Genomic DNA, 19,512 nt, shown 5'->3' on the forward strand with positions numbered 1-19,512 from the left:
CGGTTTACGCCCTGCCCGCGATCCGGAGGGACCCCATAGACAGCACGCTCACCGCCGAACCTCGACTTCAAGCTGGCGGCTGAGGGTTGCGTGGAACGCATCGGCAAAGCGGTTGAGCCGCGCCTCGATCCGGTTGATGCTGTGGCTGAAGCGATTGTAGGCGATCACCGCCGGAATGGCGGCAAACAGGCCGAGCGCGGTCGCGAACAGCGCCTCGGCAATGCCCGGTGCCACCACCGCGAGCGACGTGTTCTGCGCCGCCGCAATGCCGGTGAAGCTGCGCATGATGCCCCACACCGTGCCGAACAAGCCAACGAACGGCGCGACCGCGCCGACCGTCGCCAGGATGTTCAACCGGTCCGACAGCGTATCGATCTCGCTTGCCACCGCCGAGCCCATCGCCGTCGCCAGCCGCTCCCGCGTGCCTTCACGGTCGACATGGCCGCCTGCGGTCGAGCGCCGCCATTCCGCGACCCCCGCCGTAAACACGCGCGCGATCGGCAATGTGTTCTCGCTTTCCACGCGGTGGAACGCATCGATATCCTCGGCCTTCCAGAAATCCCGCTCGAACCGCGTGATCTGGCGACGCGTGCTGCCCAGCTTGAACAGGAAACCAAGGATCACCGCCCAGGTCGCGACGCTCGCCAGCATCAGGCCGATCATCACCGTCTTCACCACCCAATCCGCCTGAAGGAAAAGCGCGATCGGCGACAGTGTCGTCGCATCGGTATTGAGCATGAATCCAGTCACGAACGTTGATCTCCTGCTGTCGTAACGCCTTCGCCCATCACTTGGGCGAAGGCGGCAATCCAATCCCTGGGCTGGCGCACCGCGCGCCCCGCTGCACCGACCAGCGCTGCGGTCACGTCTGCCTCGGTCAGTATCTCACCGCCGCGCATGACTCGCTGATGAATATCGACCGATGCAGCGCGAACTTTTGTAAGCCTGGTCACAACGAGCAGCGCGTCATCGAGTTTCGCCGGCGCGCGATAGCGGATGTTGAGCGCGGTCACGGCATAGGCCCCGCCGCCGCTTTCCTGATGCGCACGCTGGTCGATGCCCGCCTGGCGCAGCATGTCCGAACGCGCCCGCTCCATATAGCGCAGATAATTGGCGTGGTAGACGATCCCCGAAAGATCGGTGTCCTCGAAATAGACGCGCAGCGCGAAACGATGCTCGCCTGCGACGATACGGCCTTGCGTCGGCAAATCGAGGTCGGCGTGCGGCATGACGTCGCCCTGTAACGGCACGCGCGCGATCCGAAAACCCCGGATAGGCGCGCCGTACCTACTGGACGGCCATGGTGTATCGCTTAAACAGAACACATGATCGATTCCCCGCACGCGCCCGCCTTGCGCATCCGAGGCCTGGCCAAGAGCTTCGACAAGCCTGTCATCGCCGGGCTCGATCTCGATATTGCCGGGGGTCAGCTTTACGCGCTGCTCGGCCCGAACGGCGCGGGCAAGACCACCACGCTGCGGATGGTCGCAGGGCTCGCCAAGCCCGACGCCGGGTCGATCGAAATTTTCGGCATCAACACCCGGCGCGATCCGCTTGGGGCCAAGGCGATCACCGCCTGGCTGCCCGACGAGCCAATGCTCTATGACAAATTGTCGCCGCTCGAATATCTCGCGTTCGTCGCCGGGCTGTGGCGGATGGACCCCGGCTTCGCGGCGCGCGAGGCCGATCGGCTGCTCCACTGGCTCGATTTGTGGGAGCAACGCGACACGCGCTGCGAAGGCTTTTCGCGCGGCATGAAGCAGAAGGTCGCGCTGGCGGGGGCGTTGATCCATGATCCCAAGCTGCTGATCCTCGACGAACCGCTGACCGGGCTCGATGCGAACATGGCGCGTTCGGTCAAGGATGCGCTGCGCGCGCAGGTGGAAGCGGGCAAAACCGTAATCGTCACCACCCATATCCTCGAAGTGGCCGAACGCATGGCGGACCGCATCGGCATCATCGGCGGCGGGCGCTTGCTCGCCGAGGGCACGCTCGACGAACTGCGCGACCGCGCGGGCACCGAGGGCATGACGCTGGAAGACACCTTCATCCGCCTGACCAGCGCGGAGCCCGTCGCCGCATGAACTGGGCGATGCGCCGGGCACGCCCGGGAAGCTTCGCCTGGCTGGCGCTGCACGAATTGCGCCTGACCTTCCGCGCCCGCCCCAGCAAGGGTGCCTCGCGCTGGATCGGCTATGGTCTGCTCGCGCTGTGGCTGTTGATCGGATGTGCAACCGGCTGGGCGCTGCGGGATACCCCGATTCCGGTCTTGCCCGAGATGTTGATCGGCGCGCTTGGGGCGAGCCTGCTCGCGCTGACCTTCATGACCGCGCAAGCGATGATCGGCAGCCAGCGCACACTCTATGATAGCGGCGACCTGTCGCTGCTGTTTACCGCGCCCGTGCCCGAACGAACGGTCTTGCTGGCCAAATTGCTGGGGATCGCGGGTGCGATTGCTCTGACCTACGCAACCTTGCTGTTGCCGATGGTCGTCCCGGTTGCGATTCTCGGCCATCCACAGCTGTTCGGGCTGGTCGCGTTGCTCGCCGCACTCGCTTTTGCCGCCGCCGCTCTTGGCCTCGCGCTGACGCTGACGATCGCCACGCTGGTCGGCCCGCGCGCCGCGCGCACCGTCGGGCAGATCGTCGCGGCAGTGCTCGGCGGCGCGATCTTCCTCGGCACGCAATTGGTGTCGCATAGCGACCGGCGCGCGGGTGCCTTGGTCGCGTTGTTCGAGCGTCTGCGCGCAAACGGCGTTGGATCGCACGGGCTCTCCGCTTTGCCCGGTCGCGCGGCCTTGGGCGATCCGCTCGCCATCGTCATCCTGCTGGGCGGTGCGCTGCTGCTGTTCTTCGCCGCCGGATCGGCGCTGCAGCGGCTGTTCCTGTCGGGCTATCAGGATGGCGGGATGCGCCTGTCGCGCAGCAAGCCGACCGGCCGCGCCAGCGGACGCCTGTTTCACGCCGGGCTGACGCGCACGATCTTCGCCAAGGAGTGGCGGCTGCTGGCGCGCGACCCGGCGCTCGCCTTCCAGATCGTGGTGCGGCTGATCTACATGGCCCCCTTATTGTTCGTCGCCTTTGGCAAGGGGCACACCCTTCCGCTCCCGGCGACCTTGGCGTTTGGCAGCGTGTTCATCGCAAGCCAGCTCGTCGGCAGCTTTGCCTGGCTGACGGTTTCAGCGGAAGATTCGCGCGATCTGCTGGCGGTGGCACCGGTCGGCAAGGACGAGATCGACATTGCGAAACTGCTCGCCGCCTTTGCGATGGCCACGCCGTTCGCGCTGCTACTGCCGATCGCTATCGCAACCCAGACGGTGCCGGGGGCCGCGATCACGCTGGTGATGACCGCCTTTGGCGGCGCGGCGGCGGGCTATGTCGAACTCAAGCTCGGCAAACCCGGCCAGCGCAGCACCTTCGTGCGCCGTCGCCAGGGCGGCGTGGTCGCGGGCATCTTGTCGTTGCTGATCGCGCTGGTGTTCGGCGGTGGCGCGGCGCTCGCGGTGTTCCTGCTCGGCGGCGGGTTGGCGCAGCTCGGCTGAGGCTCAGGCCGCGCGCTGTGCCAGCGCGGCGGCGGCTTCCTCCATCAGGCTGGCGATGATGTCGGCAACCGGTTCTTCCTTGGTGACCATGCCGACCGACTGGCCCGCCATCAGGCTGCCATGCTCGACATCGCCCTCGATCACCGCGCGGCGCAGCGCGCCCGCCCAATAATGTTCGATTTGCAATTGCGCCTCGCCCATCGCGATCGTGCCCTCGTCGAGCGCTTGCGCCACTTCGCGCTGCTTGGCGGTGAACAGATCGGCCCCGGCGTTCTTCAGCGCGCGCACCGGGATGACCGGCAAGCGCGGGTCGATCTGCACGCTCGCCACCGCATCGCGCGCCGAAGCGCGCAGAAAGGCCTTCTTGAAGTTCGGATGCGCAATGCTCTCGGTCGCGCAGGCAAAGCGCGTGCCGAGCTGCACGCCCGCCGCGCCCATGTCGAGATACGCAGCGATCGCCTCGCCGCGTCCGATGCCCCCCGCCACGAACACTGGCACCTTGTCGGCGACGTCGGGCAGGATTTCCTGCGCAAGCACGCTGGTCGACACCGGGCCGATATGCCCGCCCGCTTCCATGCCCTCGACGACCAGCGCATCCACGCCCGAGCGGATCAGTTTCTTGGCGAGGCTGAGCGCCGGGGCAAAGCAAATCAGCTTGGCACCCTTGGCCTTGATCGCGTCGATCGATCCCGCCGGGGGCAAGCCGCCGGCCAGCACGACATGGCCGACGCCGTGGCGACTGCACACCTCAATCAGATCGAACAGCGCGGGGTGCATGGTGATGAGGTTCACCCCGAACGGCTTGTCGGTCATCGCCTTGGTCGCGGCGATTTCGGCATCGAGCAATTCCGGCGTCATCGCGCCACAGGCGATCAGGCCGAACCCGCCCGCATTGGAAATCGCCGAGACAAGGTGCCGCTCGGACACCCACGACATCGCGCCGCAGATGATCGCGGTCTGGCTGCCGAGAAAGGCGGTTCCGCGCGCCATGCGGCGCTGAAGACGCTCCGCGCCGGAAAGCGGAGCTACAATGGGGGTCGCTTGGGTCATGCCATCGTGCCTAGCCGCTACGGGCAAGACCATCTAGCCCCATCCGACATTCCCCCGATCAGCCGTTCACACCGGCGAAGCAAACGCTCGTCCTTTCCGCGCGCCATTCGCTCCAGATCGGAGCAACCTCGCTCAATCATCGCGGCAAACCGTCAAATTGGTTCAGCAACACGGTGCAATAATCTCCATCCATAGTATGAGCGTCATGTCGCTTATAGGATGTTGCGATGACACTATCACCGACGCCTTCTACGCATCATATCTATTGATCGTCTTTCATCGGGATAGCGATCTACCGCCTAGACTGGCTGATCTGATACCTCTTGTCGCAAGTTAGTGATGTGCAGCGTATCCTTCTCGCAATGGAGATGATCATGCCTAGCCAATATACCATCTATCTGGTCAACCAGTCTTCCTCGACTCAGACATTCTGGTGCTTCCTCACCCGGCCTGCAGAAATCGCGAGCGATCCCAACGTCTTTGCCAATTCGAGCGCCTCGATCGCGATCGATTCGAACGATCCGAGCACGAATTACTTCGTCATTCCCGTGCAATATTCGGTCGGCGCGGGTGCCAGCAACAACGCCGTCGGCCTCGACGTTCAAGTCACTTCGACGATCTCGCAAAACAGCGAGCTCGCGCAGGTGTGGAACGCCGATTATGCCAACGCTCCGCCCAAAAAGGGGCCAAAACTGAACTTGGCGAGCACGTCGACCGGCCCCAACAGCATCAAACTCGTCACCAATTCCTTCAACCAGGAAGATAACGAGGCGCTGGGCTGGTACAGCAACCAGTCGTTCGGCATCCAGACAGCCAGCGGTTTCATGGGGATGACCTGGTCTCCCTCGCCCAACCAAAGCCGGACGCTGACGCCGAAACTCAGCTTCTATATCAGCGTTGGATCGTTCGGATCGTCGACCCTCGCCGACTGGACGCAAGTGAGCAACGACTCCGCCCAGGTTTCGGTCCCCGGCTCCTTCTCCGGCGGGGCCTGCACCGTAACGCTGCTGAACAACGGAAAGTGGAAGATCGCGCCGGGCAAGCCAGCTCAGTTCGCGTTGCTGGAAAACCTGGCTTTCCTGAAATCCGATGAGCATTCGCAGTTGATGGCGATGGCGTATCTGGAAGATGCCACGATCCAACAGGATACCGTGACGCAGGTTCACTGGGACACGGCGTCTGTGGCAAAGCTTTCCGCCGAAGAAGAAGCTGAGGGCTATGTCGCGAACACGTTCCTCACCGGGACGATCACCGTGGCGACAGCGTTGACGGCCGGATTTGCCTACTTCGTGGTGAGCGGGGTGCAATTCTCGATCACCAGCGTCAACGGTGCCACCACCGTGAACTTCAGCTATAGCGGTGCGCAATCGGCCGCCACCATCCAAAACCTCCTGGTCGCGGGTGCCCAGGCCATCTTTGGCGGCAACAGGCCCTGAAGGGCGCAACCGTCCGTGCGGCTCGGCAAAGGCGACATCCCGGTGAAAACCACCCCCTTCTCACCGACGCCCGCCGAGCTCGCACAGGCAAACCCGCGCTTCACCCCGGTGGCTGCAGACACGCTGTATGCAGCCACCGCATACCCGCCCACCACGACCGTCACCATCAAACCTGCGCAGGATTACGCAATCGCGCTGGTGGCGACCTTCTTCCCCGTAAACATGGCGCAGCTTGGCGGGGAACGCATCGTCGCCGGACTGCAGACCGTCGACACCACCGTCTACATCGCCTTCAACCGCGATCTGCCGGTGTCATGGTTCGCATCGATTTATAAGACGGGCGAGATCAGCCCCAATGCGGCGGCGTTTCCCTATTCCAGCGATGCCGACAGCTTCATACTGCCGCTCAACAAGGCGGTCACGCTCACCCATGATTCGGCCGGGTGGCACATCCCGAGCTATGATGCCACGCTCTACAAAGTGACCGTCGGCTTTGGCCTCGGCAGCGATCCGATCTTTTGTGCCTATGCACTGCAAGTCTCGCCCGTCAGCACCGCCGTGGTGGCAGCGGGCGGATTTCAGCTCGTCCGCAATGCGGGCGGGCAGGAGATCGGCGACGTCATCTCGGTGGCGGAGGAAGCCTGGTCGATGCCGATCGGCGGGCAATATATCCTGACCTTCGATGCTTCCGGTAACGGCACGCTCAGCACGCGCTGAGCGGGCCGTTTTCGCCGTTCAGGCGGCATCCTCGGCATCGAGGCCATACGCCGTGTGCAGCACGCGCACCGCGAGTTCGGTATAATCCTCCTCGATCAGCACCGAGACCTTGATCTCGCTGGTCGAAATCGCCTGGATGTTGATGCCGCGCTCGCCCAGCGTGGAAAACATCGTGCTGGCGACACCGGCATGGCTGCGCATGCCCACGCCCACCACCGAAATCTTGGCCACGCGCGTGTCGTGCACCAGCGACACGAAACCGATCTTCTCGCGCGCGGCGTTCAGCGCCTCGATCGAGCGCGCCAGATCGGCCGCCGGTACGGTGAAGGTCACGTCGGTCGAGCCTGCCGCATGGGCGATATTCTGGATAATCATGTCGACGTTGATGTTCGCCGCCGCGAGCGGCTCGAAGATCGACGCGACCGCGCCGGGCTTGTCGGGCACTGCCGTCAGCGTGATCTTGGCTTCGTTCTTGTCATGCGCGATGCCGGTGATGAGCTGGCTTTCCATGTCTGCAATCTCCTCTTCGCCCACGATCATCGTGCCGGGCAACGTATCCGCCATCGGTGCATCCTCGCCCGTGAAGGACGACAGCACTTGCACGCGCACGCCTTCCTTCATCGCGAGCCCGACCGAGCGTGTCTGGAGCACCTTCGCGCCGACGCTGGCAAGCTCCAGCATCTCTTCGTAGGTGACCTTCTTCAATTTGCGCGCGCGCGGCACGATGCGCGGGTCGGTGGTGTAGACCCCGTCGACATCGGTATAGATGTCGCAGCGATCGGCCTTCATCGCCGCGGCCATCGCCACGGCCGAGGTATCGGAGCCGCCACGGCCAAGCGTGGTGACGCGGCCTTCCGCATCGATGCCCTGGAAACCGGGGATAACCGCCACTTCGCCCGCCGCAAGGCTGGTCTCCAGCGCTGCCATGTCGATTCCCTCGATCCGGGCCGAGGCGTGCGCGTCCGACGTGGCGATCGGCAATTGCCAGCCGAGCCAGCTCCGCGCGGGCACGCCCGCCGCCTGCAGCGCGATCGCCAGCAAGCCGCTGGTGATCTGTTCGCCTGCCGAAACGACCACGTCATATTCCTTGGGGTCGTAAAGCGACGAGGCTTCGCGGCAGAAGCCGACCAACCGGTCGGTCTCGCCCGCCATCGCCGACACCACCACCGCGACCTGATTGCCCGCCGCGACTTCGCGTTTGACGCGCGCGGCCACGCTACGGATCCGTTCGATCCCGGCCATCGAGGTGCCGCCGAATTTCATCACGATACGGGCCATGCGCAGCAGACATCCTTGAGCTGGGGCTTGGGCTATTGGGGGCGTCCTGATAGGAAGCACGCATGAAGAGCGCAACCGTAACGTCTGTAACCACTATCAACCCCGCCGAGGCCGCCCATTTCGGCGCGATGGCGGCGGAGTGGTGGGATCCGAAGGGGTCCTCTGCGATGCTGCACCGCTTGAACCCGGTGCGGCTGCGCTATCTGCGCGAACGCATCGACGCGCACTGGCATGGCGACGAGGCGGGCTTCACCCCGCTCGCGGGCAAGCGCGCGCTCGACGTCGGCTGCGGTGCCGGGCTGCTGTGCGAGCCGCTGGCCCGGCTGGGCGCAGACGTCACCGGGCTCGACGCGGCGGCGGAAAATGTCGCGGTGGCAAGCGCGCATGCCGCACAATCGGGCCTCGCGATCAACTATCGCACCGGCAGTGTCGAGGATCTGGACGGCGCGACCTTCGATCTGGTCACCAGCCTGGAGGTGATCGAACATGTCACCGATCCTGCCGCCTTCATCGCCGGTCTGGCGGGCGCGCTGGCCGAGGGCGGCCTGCTGATCCTCTCCACCCCCAACCGTACGGCATTGTCACGTCTCGCGCTGATCACCGTCGGCGAAGGCTTGGGGCAAATCCCGCGCGGCACGCATGACTGGGACAAGTTCCTGACGCCCGATGCTCTGACCGAATTGGTCGAGGCGGCAGGGTTGCGCGTGGTCGATGTGCGCGGGCTTGGCTTCTCGGTCGCCAAGGGCTTCGTGCTGTCCGATGATACCAAGCTCGATTATTTCGTAACGGCGGTGCGGGCGTAACACCTCCCCTCCCTGGAAGGGAGGGGCCGGGGGGTGGGTGGCTCTCCGTGCTGGGCGAGGGTCCGACCAACGGGCCGACCCACCCCCGCCCCCTCCCTTCCAGGGAGGGGGGTCAGCGCTCGCTACAACCCCAGCCGTCGCTCCAGCCACCGCGCCGCACCCTCAGGCGACACTTTGTCGCGATCACGGTCGACCAGATAATTCGCCTCGCGCATGACCGACACCGGAATGCGCCCGACCAGCGGGGTGAGCGCCGCCGCCAGCCGAGCGTCCTTCGCCCGCTTGGGTGCCAGCAGCAGGATCGCATCATAACCCGGAATCGCGCGGCGCGGGTCCGTAAGCACGGTCAAATGCTCCGCCGCGATCCGCCCGTCCGACGAAAAGGCCGAGATGACATCGGCCTGACCGCTCTCCAGCGCGCGATACATGAAGGTCGGGCTATAGGCATGCGTCGCGGCAAAGCGGATTGGATAGGCACGCTGCACCGCCGCCCATTCGGGCCGCTCCAGAAACTCGAGATCGGCGCCGAGCGTCAGCCCCGGCACCGCGCGCACCAGATCGTCGAGCGAGACGATCCCCTTCGCTCGCGCCGCCTCGCCGCGCATCGCAAAGGCATAGGCATTTTCGAACCCCAAAGCTCCGAGCAGCCGCACCCCTGAGGTCCGCGCACTCCAGTTGCCGATCGCCGCTACCATCGCGGGCCGCGCGGGCGTATCACTGCGTCGCATCGCATTGGTCCACAGCGTCCCTGCATAATCGACATAGACGTCGATCGCGCCCGAACTGAGCGCGCCATAGATCACCGCCGAGCCCAGCCCCTCGCGATATTCGACGCGGTAGCCCGCGCGTTCCAGCCGATGCCCGATCACGCGCGCGAGGATATATTGCTCGGAGAAATTCTTGCTGCCGATCACGATCGTCGGCGCACGCGGCACCGCCAGCGGCGCGAGCGCGGCCAGCACGCCTAACAGCAGTACCGCGCCCGCTGCAAAGACTCGCCCGCGCCTGCGGGTCGCAATACCGCGCTCGATCAGCCCGAGCAGTGCGTCCACCGCCAGCGCCAGCCCCGCCGCGCTGACGCACCCCGCCAGCACCAGCGCCCAATTCTGCGTCTGCAACCCGGCGAAGATCAAATCGCCCAGGCTCGGCTGGCCAACCGTGGTAGACAAGGTCGCGGCGCCGATCGTCCACACCGCCGCCGTGCGCACCCCCGCCATCAGCACGGGTGCCACCAACGGGGCCTCGACCAAGCGCAGCTTCTGCCATGCCGTCATGCCGATGCCGTCCGCCGCCTCGATCACCGCAGGGTCGATCCCGGCCAGCCCGGTCACGCCGTTGCGCAGGATCGGCAGCAGCGCATAGAGCGTCAACGCCAGCAGCGACGGCAAGAAGCCGAGCGCGGGAATCCCGCCCCCGACCAGCCCCGACACGAACAGCAACAGCGGATAGAAGAGCGCGAGCAGCGCCAAGCTCGGGATCGTCTGCACCAGACTGGCAAAGCCCAGCGCCACGCGCGCCACACCCGGCCGCCGCGCCGACCAGATCGCCAGCGGCAGACTGATCGCCAACCCCAGCGCCAGCGCCGCCGCCGCGAGCAGCAGATGCGCCGCCAGCAGCGGCGGCACGCGCGTCATCGCGTCGAGGAACGGGCTCATGCCCCGTCCTCCAGTGCGCGCAACCGGCGGGCCTGTTCGCGCGGCACCGCCACCAATGCATCCGCCACCGCGCCCCCCTGTCCGGCGAGCAAGGCTTGCGGTGTCGCGTCCGCCACGATCCGCCCGGCGTCCATCACCAGCACGCGGTCGGCCAGGATCAGCGCCTCGGCCATGTCATGCGTCACCAGGATCGTGGTCAGGCCCAGCCGGTCGTGGAGCGCCCGCACCTTCGTGCCGAGTTGGTCGCGCGTCACCGGATCGAGCGCACCGAACGGCTCGTCGAGCAACAACAGCCCCGGCGCGGTGGCGAGCGCGCGCGCCACGCCGACGCGCTGGCGTTGCCCGCCCGACAGCGCATCGGGCATCCGCGCGGCGAAAGCCTGCGGCAAATCGACCAGATCGAGCAACGCCGCGACACGCGCCGCCGTGTCACGCTCCCCCGCCAGCCGCAGCCCGATCGCGACATTCTCGCCGACCGTCATATGCGGGAACAGCCCGATATTCTGAAAGACATAGCCGATCCGCCGCCGCAGCGCATATGCGGGTCCATCGGCAACGTCCGCACCATCGATCCGCACGACGCCCGCACTCGGCACGATCAAACGGTTGATCATCTTGAGCAGCGTCGATTTGCCCGATCCCGAACTGCCGACCAACGCAACGAAAGCGCCGCCCGCAATCTCCAGCGAGACATCGTCCACCGCGACCGCGCCGCCGGAGTAGCGCTTGGTCACCGCGGCGAATGCCACGCTCGGGCCTGTACTGTGCGAATCCGCCATCGACGCGGACACTGGGGGAGGATACCGTTTGCGTCAAAGGGGAGAGGCACTATGGCCCAACAAAAGGCGATCTTCATCACGGGCGGCGGCTCGGGCATCGGCCAGGCGACCGCGCGGCTGTTTGCCGAGCGCGGCTGGCGCGTTGGCTTGGCCGATGTCAACACGACGGGCTTGCGCGAAACCGCCGCAATGCTGCCGACCGGCATGGTCGAGACCTATCCGATGGACGTGCGCGACCGCGCCGCCTGGGTCGCCAGCCTCGACGCCTTTACCGCGACCACCGGCGGGCGGCTCGACGTGCTGTTCAACAATGCCGGGATCGGCACCGGCGGGCCGATTATCGACATGACGTTCGACGATCTCGACCGCGTGGTGGCGATCAATCTGGTCGGCGTGCTCAATGGGGCCAAGATCGGCTATGCCTATCTCGCGCGGACGCCCGGATCGTGCCTGCTCAACACCGCCTCCGCCTCGGCCATCTACGGCTCGTCCGGGCTTTCGGTCTATTCCGCGACCAAATTCGGCGTGCGTGCGCTGACCGAAGCGCTGGACGGCGAATGGTATGGCGCAGGCGTCAAGGTGCGCGATCTGGTGCCGAGCTTCATCGATACGCCGCTGCTCGCGGTCCCGGCGGGCACTTCCAATTATTCGATCAAGCAAGTTGTCACCAATGCCGGGCTCGAACTGACCGGGGTCGATGCTGTGGCGCAGGCCGCATGGGACGCCGTGCATGGCGACAAAGTCCACACCTATGTCGGCAAAACCGCCGACCGTATGGCCTTTGCCGCCCGCTGGCTGCCCGGTCGCCTGCGCAAGATGATGCGCCGCGGGATCGCGACGTCAGCCGATTAAAAGGTCGATCGCTTCCGCCAGCGCCACGTCCTTATGCGACAGACCGCCTGCATCATGCGTGGTCAGCAGCACATCGACGCGGTTCCACACATTGGACCATTCGGGGTGATGATCGGCCTTTTCCGCGAGCAAGGCGACGCGCGTCATGAAGGCGAACGCCTCGCTGAAATCGGCGAAGGTGAAGGTGCGGGTGATCGCATCGCGCGCTTCGTCGAAATCCCATTCGTCGAGCGCGTCGAGCGCCTCGGTCCGTTCGTCTTCGCTCAGTGGTTCAACGCGCACCGCTTGCTCTCCTGCTGGCGCACCGTGCGCCTTCGCCGTAAGGCATAGAGGATGGTGCAGGCCGATCAACCTTCGGGCCCGTCTTTTGGCCCCGCCGCCGCTGCCGACGCCCCCGGCGCGGGCGACGCGCTCGCCTTTCGCGACGTCACCTGCGTGCGCGGCGGGCGCGTGCTGTTCGAACGCCTGTCCTTTGCGGTGCCGCCGGGCGGCGCGGCGTTGGTCACCGGCCCCAACGGCATTGGCAAATCGAGCTTGATCCGCGTTGCCGCCGGGCTATTGCGGCCCGCCAGCGGCGCGATTGCGGGAACGGCAACGCGTACGCTGATGGCCGAAGCCGCCGCGCTCGATGCCGCGCGCGCCTTGCGCGATGCGCTCGGCTTTTGGGCGGCGCTGGATGCCGACCCAGCCGATCCGAATGGGCGCGTCGCCCAGGCGCTTCATGCGGTCGGCCTGTCGCACATCGCCGAAGTGCCGGTGCGGCTGCTCTCGACCGGCCAGCGCCGCCGTGCAGCACTGGCCCGCGTCGTGGCGAGCGGTGCGATGCTGTGGCTGCTCGACGAACCCGCCAATGGCCTCGACGTGGCGAGCATCACGGTGCTCGAACACTTGATCGCGGCGCACCGCGGGCGCGGCGGCGCTGTGCTGGTCGCGACGCATTTGCCGATCGCCTTGCCCGATGCGCAGACGATCTCGCTGCTATGACCGGGCTTGGCGCGCTCATCACCCGCGACGTGCGCATCGCCTGGGCCAGCGGCGGCGTGGTCAATGCGCTCGCTTTCTTCCTGCTCGTCACCATCCTGTTTCCCTTTGCGGTCGGGCCCGACACGGCGTTGCTGGCGCGGATCGGCGGCGGGGTGATCTGGGCGGCGGCGCTGCTGGCGGCGTTGATGCCGGTCGAGCGGCTGGTCGGCCCCGATGCCGAGAGCGGCGTGCTCGATCAGTTGAGCGTGCGCGGTTTTTCAATGCCGGTGGTCGCGGCGGCGAAGATCGTCGCACACTGGATCAGCTTCGGGCCACCGTTGCTGCTCGCGACCGTCATCGCGGCGGGATTGCTGGGTTTGTCGACGCAAACGCTGGGCATGGTCGAGCTTGGGCTGCTGATTGGCACGCCGGGGCTGGCGGCGCTGGCGGTGGCGACGGCCGCGCTGGTGACCGGGCTGCGCGGCGCGGGCTCGGTCGCGGGGCTGGTGATGCTGCCGCTTGCCGTGCCGCTGCTGATTTTCGGCGCGGGCTCGATCGATGGCGGCGTGGGCGCGCTCAAACTGCTCGGCGCGGTCAGCCTGATGCTGGTGGCGGGCGCGCCGTTCGTCGCCGGCGCGGCGATGCGCGGCACGTTGGACTAAGCGCTCCAGCCCGACCGGTGCCGTCGATTAAGCCCGGCGGCCCAAAAAAATCTGAAAAAACTGTCATGTGGGGCGGGGCGGGAAACATTTGCGACAAACCATCGTTACACGATCCCAACGATGTTAAGCCCCCGCCCTCCCGCCTCTCATATCCTGGCCTATGCGCAGACGCTGGACGGCGGCGGCGTGGAAAAGGCGCTGCTGCGGCTGGTGCGCGGCTGGAGCGATCTCGGGCGCCGCGTCACCTTGGTGCTTGGCGACAGCACTGGCCCGCTCGCCCGCGATGTGCCGGCCGCCATCGAAACGCGCATTCTGGGTCGTCCTTCGATGATCGGCATGGGCAGCCTCGCCAGCGTGACCGAAGAGATCGCGCCGGACGTGCTGTTTTGCCCCGGCAACCATTATTCCGCGCTCGCCGCCTGGACCAAGATGCGGCTCGGGCGGCGCTGTCCGCCGATCGTGGCGAAGATCTCCAACGCGCTGGTTCGGCGCGATCATGGCGCGGCCTTTGCCGCCGCCTATCGCACCTGGCTGCGCTGGCATCCGCACTTTCTCGACGAACTGGTCGCGATGAGCCCGGCGATGGCCGACGAGGCGCGGATCGAAATGGGCGCGCGGCCCGAAATGCTGCACGTCATCCCCAATCCGCCGCTCCGCCCAGTGCTTGGGGCGAGCGTTCCGGCGCTCCCGAACGGGCGCTTTCTCCTCGGTGTTGGGCGGCTCGCGCCGCAAAAGCGCTGGGATCGGCTGATCGACGCCTTCGGCCAGATGGCGCAACGCGATTTGACCCTGGTGATCATCGGCGAAGGCAATGAGCGGGCTGCGCTCGAAGCGCACATCGCGCGCCTCGGCCTGCACGGTCGCGTGCTGCTGCCGGGACACGTCGCCGATCCGACGCCAATCCTGGCGCGCGCGGCGGCGCTGGCGCTGGTGTCGGATTTCGAGGGGGTGCCGGGCGTGTTGCGCGAGGCGCTCGCGGTGGGCACGCCCGTGGTGACCACCGATTCAAGCGTCGCCGTGCGGGAAATCGTAACCCATCCGTCGCTCGGCAGCGTTGTCCCGCCGGGCGATGCGGCGGCCTTGGTGGCGGCCCTCGACCATTGGCTGGTTCCCGGACGGGCGCGTCCGACGCCGGTCCCCCAACCCGGCGAAAATGCCGCCGCCGCTTACCTCGATCTGTTCGATCGCGTCGTGCTCGATCGTCGGGTCAAGCTTGCGGCTTGACCCGATCGGGGTGCGCCGCCGCGATTTCGGCCACATTTGCGGCTGCTTTATCAGCGGCCAGCAGGCGTGGGAACGCATCGAGCGGCACCGAAAAGCGCCGGGCATTGTAAAGCTGCGGCACTAGACAGACGTCGGCGAGATTCGGCGTATCGCCTCCCAGAAACGGTCCCGGCGCGGACGCTGTCATCGCCTCCAGCGCGGTCAGGCCTTCGACCATCCAATGCACATACCACGCCTCGCGCGCGGCCTGATCCGCGCCGAACTGGCTGGTCAGCCGGTTGAGCACGCGCAGATTGTCGATCGGGTGAAGATCGGCGGCGATCACCAGCGCCTGCGCCAGCACCGCCGCGCGCGCGGCCGGGTCTGACGGCACCATTGGCGGTTTTTTGTGCATCGCGTCGAGATAATCGATGATCGCGAGGCTCTGCGTCAGCACTGCCGTTCCGATATCCAGCGCGGGCAGCAGCCCTTGCGGATTGCGCGCCAGGAACGCCGCCGACCGCTGCTCGCCTTGCGTCAGATCGATTGCGACGCGGTCATAGGCGACGTGCTTGAGATTGAGTGCGATCCGCACGCGATAGGCGGCTGAGGACCGCCAATAATCGTAAAGGACCGGCGTCACGCTGCGCCCGCGCTTTCGTCTTGCGCCTCGGCTTCCGAACTGCGCTCGAGTGCCACCTTGATCATCGCGGTCAGCGGATCGGCCAGCGTCAGCCCCAGCACGCCAAACAGCGTTCCCGCCAGGATCTGCATCGACAGCGTCAGCGCGGGCGGCAAATCCACCGTGCGCCGCGCCACCATCGGGATGACGACATAGCCATCGAGCGTCTGAATGAAGACATAGATGGCGATCGCCCAGAAGCCGGTGTGCATCCCCGCGCTGAACCCGACCGCGACCATCAGCACGCCGCTGGTGATCGCGCCGATATTGGGGACGAACGCCAGAATGCCAGTGATGATGCCCAGCACCAGCGCCATCGGCACGCCCGCCAGTGCAAGCGCGATGCCCGTCATCACGCCTTCCAACGCCATGCCGAACAAGCGCCCGGCGAGCAGCCGCCGCATCGTCGTCGCCATCTGCTCAATCGTGCCGGCGAAGCGCGCGCGCTGGTCGCGCGGGATCAGCCATTGCAGCCCGCTTTCATACAAACGCGGTTCCATCGCAATGAACAGGCCGATCACCAGCACCATGACGAGGCTGGCCAGCGCGCCAAAGGCGATGCCGAGATAGGAGGTGAGCTTGCCGAACGAGCCCAGCGCCTGTTGCGCGATGCCGTTGAGATCAGCCTTGCCGGGCATGATGCCGATGCGCGACGCCCAATCCATCAGCTTGGTCGCCTGCGTCATCAAGGTGCTGCGCAATTGCTGAACCTGTTCGGTGATGCCTGCACCCGTCAGGTACATCACGCCCACGATGAACGCGACGGTCAGCACCACCACGATCAGCAACCGCCACGGCCGCCCGATCGGCAGCACGCGGCGCAGCAACCGCACGCCGCCGTCGAGCATCGAGGCGAAGACGAGCCCGCCGAAGATGATCAGCAGCGGCTGTACCAGCAGCACCACCAGCGCGATCGCCCCCGCAAGGCCGAGCCAGATCGTCGCGCGCTTCAGCTCCTGCCGCACGAACGGATCGCGCAGTTCGTTGGGGGCCGGTTCGCTGACCAGCTCAGGCTTTGCGCCCTGGCTCATTTATCGCGCTCGGCATGAAGCGAGGTGCCGGCGCGCCCGCCCCGGAAGGATTGCCCCCAGGTCAGCGGATTCCAGCTGCCCAGCCCGGTCTTGGAAAAGGTGATGAACTCGGCGCGGCCGCCAAGATATTCCCACGGCACCGGCCCACCCAGGCCCTGTTCGGCCAAGCTGAAGCGGCTGTCGGCACTGCGATCGCGATTGTCGCCCATCAGAAAAACATGCCCCGGCGGGATCAGCGTTTCGGGATAATTGTCGCCCGGCGATGGCCCCAGATCGACCGTCTCATAATGCCGCCCGTTCGGTAGCGTTTCGGTATAAATCGGCAGACGGCAATAGTTCTTTCCGTCTGCCCCGGTGTGGAGCGCGCCGGGATATTGCAGCGGGTCGCAGGTCACGCCGGGTTCCGACACCAGCGGCGCGCCGCCATAATTGGGGATGTCGACATAATGCAGCGGCCCGCGCTTCAACGGCACGCCGTTGAGGATGACGATGCCGTCGCGCACCGCGATACGGTCCCCCGGCAAGGCGATCAGCCGCTTGATATAATCGGTCTCGGTGCCGGGCGGGGTGACGATCACGACATCGCCGCGCTCGGGCAATTGCCCGAGCAAGCGGCCATGGATGAAGGGCAGCACATGGAAGGTCGGCGAGACGAACGACCAGCCATAGGGGAATTTGCTCACCACCAGCTGATCGCCAACCAGCAGCCCCGGCAGCATCGATTCCGACGGAATATAAAAGGGCTTGGCGATAAAGGTGTGGAAACCGAGCACCGCCAGGATCAGCCAGAAGATGCCGCGCAGCTCGGACGCCCAATCGGTCTTGGCCGGTTTGGTGGGAGAAGCCGTGGCGCGCTCGCTTTCGCCGGGCTCCCCGGCTTCGGTCGTGCTCAGCGCCAAGTCGTCCTTCATGTCTCGTCCTTCGGGCGCTCAGCCACCGCGCGCGCTTCAAGGACGACCAGCGCCTGTGCCCAGGGATGGTCGTCGGTCATCGTCAAATGTACCACCGCGACGTGGCCGTCGGGCGTCAACGCGTCAAGCCTCGCCTTGGCCCCACCGGTCAGCGACAAGGTTGGCGCGCCCGAGGGGGCGTTGACCACGCCAATGTCCTTCATGAACACGCCGCGCTTGAATCCGGTACCGACCGCCTTGGAAAAGGCTTCCTTGGCGGCAAAACGCTTGGCCAGCGTGCCCGCCTTGGTGAAGGGGCGCTTGGCTGCCTTGGCGCGCTCCACCTCGGTGAACACGCGCTGCTCGAAACGGTCGCCGAAGCGATCGATCGATGCCTGGATCCGCTCGATATTGCACAGGTCGGAGCCGAGCCCGATAATCACAACGAATTCCCCTCCCGCTTGCGGGAGGGGTTAGGGGAGGGGCGTAGCATCGCCGCAACGCGCGCCGGGACGTGCCCTCCCCCACCCCCTCCCGCAAGCGGGAGGGGAGAAGGCGTCCCGATGATCACCGCGCCGCGTCCATCGCTGCGCGCATTTGCTGCACGCTGGTCGCCAGCCCGACGAACAGCGCCTCGCCGATCAGGAAATGCCCGATATTGAGCTCGCGCACTTGCGGGATCGCCGCGATCGGCGCGACATTGGCATAGGTCAGTCCGTGCCCGGCATGGACCTCAATCCCGTTACGCGCGGCCAGTGCCGCCGCATCCGACAGGCGGCGCAGTTCGACCGCCTGCGCTTCGCCCTCCAGCTCGGCATAGCGGCCGGTATGCAGTTCCACCACCGGTGCCCCCAGGCGAATCGCTGCGTCGATCTGCCGCGCATCGGGCTCTATGAACAGCGACACGCGGATACCCGCCTCACGTAGCGCGGCGACCAAAGGGGCCAGAGTGTCGAACTGACCCGCCGCATCCAGCCCGCCCTCGGTCGTCCGCTCCTCACGCTTTTCGGGCACGATGCATGCCGCATGGGGCCGATGCCGCAAGGCGATCGACAACATTTCGTCAGTCGCCGCCATTTCCAGGTTGAGCGGGATCGTCAATTCGGATGACAGCCGCGCAATATCGTCGTCGGTAATGTGCCGCCGATCCTCGCGCAGATGCGCGGTGATGCCGTCCGCACCCGCCTCCGCCGCGAGCAACGCCGCGCGTACCGGATCGGGATAGCCCGACCCGCGCGCGTTGCGCACCGTCGCGACATGGTCGATGTTGACGCCGAGGCGCAGCGCCTTGCTCATGCCGCGCGGCTCCCCGGCTTGATCGCGGGAATCGCCGCCAATTCGGGCGGCAGCGAATCGGCGGCATAGGTCGGCACGTCGAGCCGGATCAGCGGGAAGAACGGCACGCCCAGATCAGCGGTCCCGTTCGAGCGATCGACCAACGCCGCCGCCGCCACCGTCTCGCCGCCCGCGCGCGCAATCGCGGCGATCGCCTCGCGCGAGGAAAGTCCTGTGGTAACAACGTCTTCCATCATCAACACCGGGGTGCCCGGATCGAGCCGGAAACCGCGGCGCAGCTCAAACACGCCCTCAGGCCGTTCGAGAAACATCGCGGGCACGCCCAGCGCGCGCGCCATTTCGTGCCCGGCAATCACCCCGCCCATAGCGGGCGACACCACGGCGGCGATGCTGTCGCGAATCTCGGCAGGGATGCGGGCGGCCAGCGCCGTCGCCAGGCGGCTGCCCCGCGCCGGATCCATCAACACGCGCGCGCATTGCAAATAGCGCGGCGAGCGCAAACCGGACGACAGGATGAAATGCCCCTCCAGCAACGCCTCGGCGGCGCGGAATTCGCCCAGAACATCGTCGTCGGTCATCGTGGTGGTCATCACTTCTGGTCCTGCGGAATGGGATGCCTGATTAGGGTCCGGGGGGCGCTGGTGCAACGATTGCGCCAAAAAAGGTGCCGCGCG

General features: G+C 66.3%; 22 protein-coding genes. 9 read left to right on the top strand and 13 right to left on the bottom strand.

What is annotated here, in order from left to right; all coding sequences use genetic code 11:
- Window positions 1-48: 48 nt before the first annotated feature.
- Both tolQ and ybgC read right to left on the bottom strand, forming a co-directional pair.
- A complete protein-coding gene (gene tolQ / locus H4W01_RS16725; RefSeq protein WP_010405078.1) occupies window positions 49-738 on the bottom strand; it encodes a protein TolQ in 690 nt (229 codons plus the stop codon).
- 8 nt (window positions 739-746) lie between these two features.
- Window positions 747-1,229 (bottom strand): tol-pal system-associated acyl-CoA thioesterase, encoded by a 483-nt coding sequence (ybgC, locus tag H4W01_RS16730; protein ID WP_209612546.1) that lies wholly within the window; start codon window positions 1,227-1,229, stop codon window positions 747-749.
- Between the two features lie 96 nt (window positions 1,230-1,325).
- On the opposite strand from ybgC, the gene H4W01_RS16735 reads away from it, so the two are divergent.
- Both H4W01_RS16735 and H4W01_RS16740 read left to right on the top strand, forming a co-directional pair.
- Window positions 1,326-2,084 (top strand): ABC transporter ATP-binding protein, encoded by a 759-nt coding sequence (locus H4W01_RS16735; RefSeq protein WP_010405082.1) that lies wholly within the window; start codon window positions 1,326-1,328, stop codon window positions 2,082-2,084.
- An 8-nt stretch (window positions 2,085-2,092) separates the two neighbouring features.
- Window positions 2,093-3,541 (top strand): hypothetical protein, encoded by a 1,449-nt coding sequence (locus H4W01_RS16740; protein ID WP_334685318.1) that lies wholly within the window; start codon window positions 2,093-2,095, stop codon window positions 3,539-3,541.
- Window positions 3,542-3,544: 3 nt separating this feature from the next.
- Here the strand turns inward: H4W01_RS16740 and H4W01_RS16745 are convergent, their stop codons facing one another.
- Complete coding sequence (locus tag H4W01_RS16745) at window positions 3,545-4,531, bottom strand: NAD(P)H-dependent flavin oxidoreductase (RefSeq protein WP_010405086.1); 987 nt, start codon at window positions 4,529-4,531, stop codon at window positions 3,545-3,547.
- A 434-nt stretch (window positions 4,532-4,965) separates the two neighbouring features.
- Between H4W01_RS16745 and H4W01_RS16750 the strand changes: the two genes are divergently transcribed.
- Together H4W01_RS16750 and H4W01_RS16755 are read left to right on the top strand one after the other, a co-directional pair.
- A complete protein-coding gene (locus tag H4W01_RS16750; protein ID WP_029622570.1) occupies window positions 4,966-6,027 on the top strand; it encodes a hypothetical protein in 1,062 nt (353 codons plus the stop codon).
- Window positions 6,028-6,069: 42 nt separating this feature from the next.
- Window positions 6,070-6,744: a hypothetical protein gene (locus H4W01_RS16755; RefSeq protein WP_334685319.1), complete on the top strand. Its 675-nt coding sequence runs from the start codon at window positions 6,070-6,072 to the stop codon at window positions 6,742-6,744.
- An 18-nt stretch (window positions 6,745-6,762) separates the two neighbouring features.
- On the opposite strand, the gene H4W01_RS16760 is transcribed toward H4W01_RS16755, so the two are convergent.
- Window positions 6,763-8,022, bottom strand: coding sequence for an aspartate kinase (locus H4W01_RS16760; protein WP_209612549.1), 1,260 nt, complete (start codon window positions 8,020-8,022; stop codon window positions 6,763-6,765).
- A 62-nt stretch (window positions 8,023-8,084) separates the two neighbouring features.
- Here H4W01_RS16760 and ubiG point away from each other — a divergent pair, with 62 nt between their 5' ends.
- Window positions 8,085-8,825: a bifunctional 2-polyprenyl-6-hydroxyphenol methylase/3-demethylubiquinol 3-O-methyltransferase UbiG gene (gene ubiG / locus H4W01_RS16765; protein ID WP_209612550.1), complete on the top strand. Its 741-nt coding sequence runs from the start codon at window positions 8,085-8,087 to the stop codon at window positions 8,823-8,825.
- 122 nt (window positions 8,826-8,947) lie between these two features.
- On the opposite strand, the gene H4W01_RS16770 is transcribed toward ubiG, so the two are convergent.
- Together H4W01_RS16770 and H4W01_RS16775 are read right to left on the bottom strand one after the other, a co-directional pair.
- Window positions 8,948-10,480: an ABC transporter permease/substrate-binding protein gene (locus H4W01_RS16770; RefSeq protein ID WP_209612551.1), complete on the bottom strand. Its 1,533-nt coding sequence runs from the start codon at window positions 10,478-10,480 to the stop codon at window positions 8,948-8,950.
- Window positions 10,477-11,259 (bottom strand): ATP-binding cassette domain-containing protein, encoded by a 783-nt coding sequence (locus H4W01_RS16775; protein WP_209612552.1) that lies wholly within the window; start codon window positions 11,257-11,259, stop codon window positions 10,477-10,479. The genes H4W01_RS16770 and H4W01_RS16775 overlap by 4 nt, the downstream gene beginning before the upstream one ends.
- Window positions 11,260-11,310: 51 nt before the next feature.
- On the opposite strand from H4W01_RS16775, the gene H4W01_RS16780 reads away from it, so the two are divergent.
- The gene (locus tag H4W01_RS16780; protein WP_209612553.1) at window positions 11,311-12,111 is read left to right on the top strand and encodes an SDR family oxidoreductase; all 801 of its coding nucleotides are present in this window, start codon (window positions 11,311-11,313) and stop codon (window positions 12,109-12,111) included.
- On the opposite strand, the gene H4W01_RS16785 is transcribed toward H4W01_RS16780, so the two are convergent.
- The gene (locus H4W01_RS16785) at window positions 12,100-12,393 is read right to left on the bottom strand and encodes a 4a-hydroxytetrahydrobiopterin dehydratase (RefSeq protein ID WP_209612554.1); all 294 of its coding nucleotides are present in this window, start codon (window positions 12,391-12,393) and stop codon (window positions 12,100-12,102) included. The two genes, H4W01_RS16780 and H4W01_RS16785, sit on opposite strands and share 12 nt — an antisense overlap.
- A gap of 51 nt (window positions 12,394-12,444) precedes the next feature.
- On the opposite strand from H4W01_RS16785, the gene ccmA reads away from it, so the two are divergent.
- The 3 genes from ccmA to H4W01_RS16800 all read left to right on the top strand — a co-directional run bounded on the left by ccmA (window position 12,445) and on the right by H4W01_RS16800 (window position 14,960).
- Window positions 12,445-13,095 (top strand): heme ABC exporter ATP-binding protein CcmA, encoded by a 651-nt coding sequence (gene ccmA, locus H4W01_RS16790; protein WP_209612555.1) that lies wholly within the window; start codon window positions 12,445-12,447, stop codon window positions 13,093-13,095.
- Window positions 13,092-13,736 carry a heme exporter protein CcmB gene (locus H4W01_RS16795; protein ID WP_209612556.1) on the top strand — a complete coding sequence of 215 codons (645 nt, stop codon included), beginning with the start codon at window positions 13,092-13,094 and terminating at the stop codon, window positions 13,734-13,736. The genes ccmA and H4W01_RS16795 overlap by 4 nt, the downstream gene beginning before the upstream one ends.
- Before the next feature lie 120 nt (window positions 13,737-13,856).
- Complete coding sequence (locus H4W01_RS16800) at window positions 13,857-14,960, top strand: glycosyltransferase (RefSeq protein ID WP_209612557.1); 1,104 nt, start codon at window positions 13,857-13,859, stop codon at window positions 14,958-14,960.
- Here the strand turns inward: H4W01_RS16800 and maiA are convergent.
- The 6 genes from maiA to pyrE all read right to left on the bottom strand — a co-directional run bounded on the left by maiA (window position 14,944) and on the right by pyrE (window position 19,416).
- Window positions 14,944-15,582 (bottom strand): maleylacetoacetate isomerase, encoded by a 639-nt coding sequence (maiA, locus tag H4W01_RS16805; protein ID WP_209612558.1) that lies wholly within the window; start codon window positions 15,580-15,582, stop codon window positions 14,944-14,946. The genes H4W01_RS16800 and maiA overlap by 17 nt on opposite strands.
- Complete coding sequence (locus H4W01_RS16810) at window positions 15,579-16,652, bottom strand: AI-2E family transporter (RefSeq protein WP_209612559.1); 1,074 nt, start codon at window positions 16,650-16,652, stop codon at window positions 15,579-15,581. The genes maiA and H4W01_RS16810 overlap by 4 nt, the downstream gene beginning before the upstream one ends.
- A complete protein-coding gene (lepB, locus tag H4W01_RS16815) occupies window positions 16,649-17,563 on the bottom strand; it encodes a signal peptidase I (protein WP_209612560.1) in 915 nt (304 codons plus the stop codon). The genes H4W01_RS16810 and lepB overlap by 4 nt, the downstream gene beginning before the upstream one ends.
- Window positions 17,560-17,985, bottom strand: a complete 426-nt coding sequence (acpS, locus tag H4W01_RS16820; protein ID WP_209612561.1) for a holo-ACP synthase — start codon at window positions 17,983-17,985, stop codon at window positions 17,560-17,562. The genes lepB and acpS overlap by 4 nt, the downstream gene beginning before the upstream one ends.
- Before the next feature lie 124 nt (window positions 17,986-18,109).
- Window positions 18,110-18,838, bottom strand: a complete 729-nt coding sequence (locus H4W01_RS16825) for a pyridoxine 5'-phosphate synthase (protein WP_209612562.1) — start codon at window positions 18,836-18,838, stop codon at window positions 18,110-18,112.
- Window positions 18,835-19,416: an orotate phosphoribosyltransferase gene (gene pyrE / locus H4W01_RS16830; RefSeq protein WP_209613420.1), complete on the bottom strand. Its 582-nt coding sequence runs from the start codon at window positions 19,414-19,416 to the stop codon at window positions 18,835-18,837. The genes H4W01_RS16825 and pyrE overlap by 4 nt, the downstream gene beginning before the upstream one ends.
- Between the last annotated feature and the right edge of the window lie 96 nt (window positions 19,417-19,512).

This window comes from Sphingomonas sp. PL20, from assembly GCF_017875905.1.
Lineage (GTDB): Bacteria > Pseudomonadota > Alphaproteobacteria > Sphingomonadales > Sphingomonadaceae > Sphingomonas > Sphingomonas echinoides.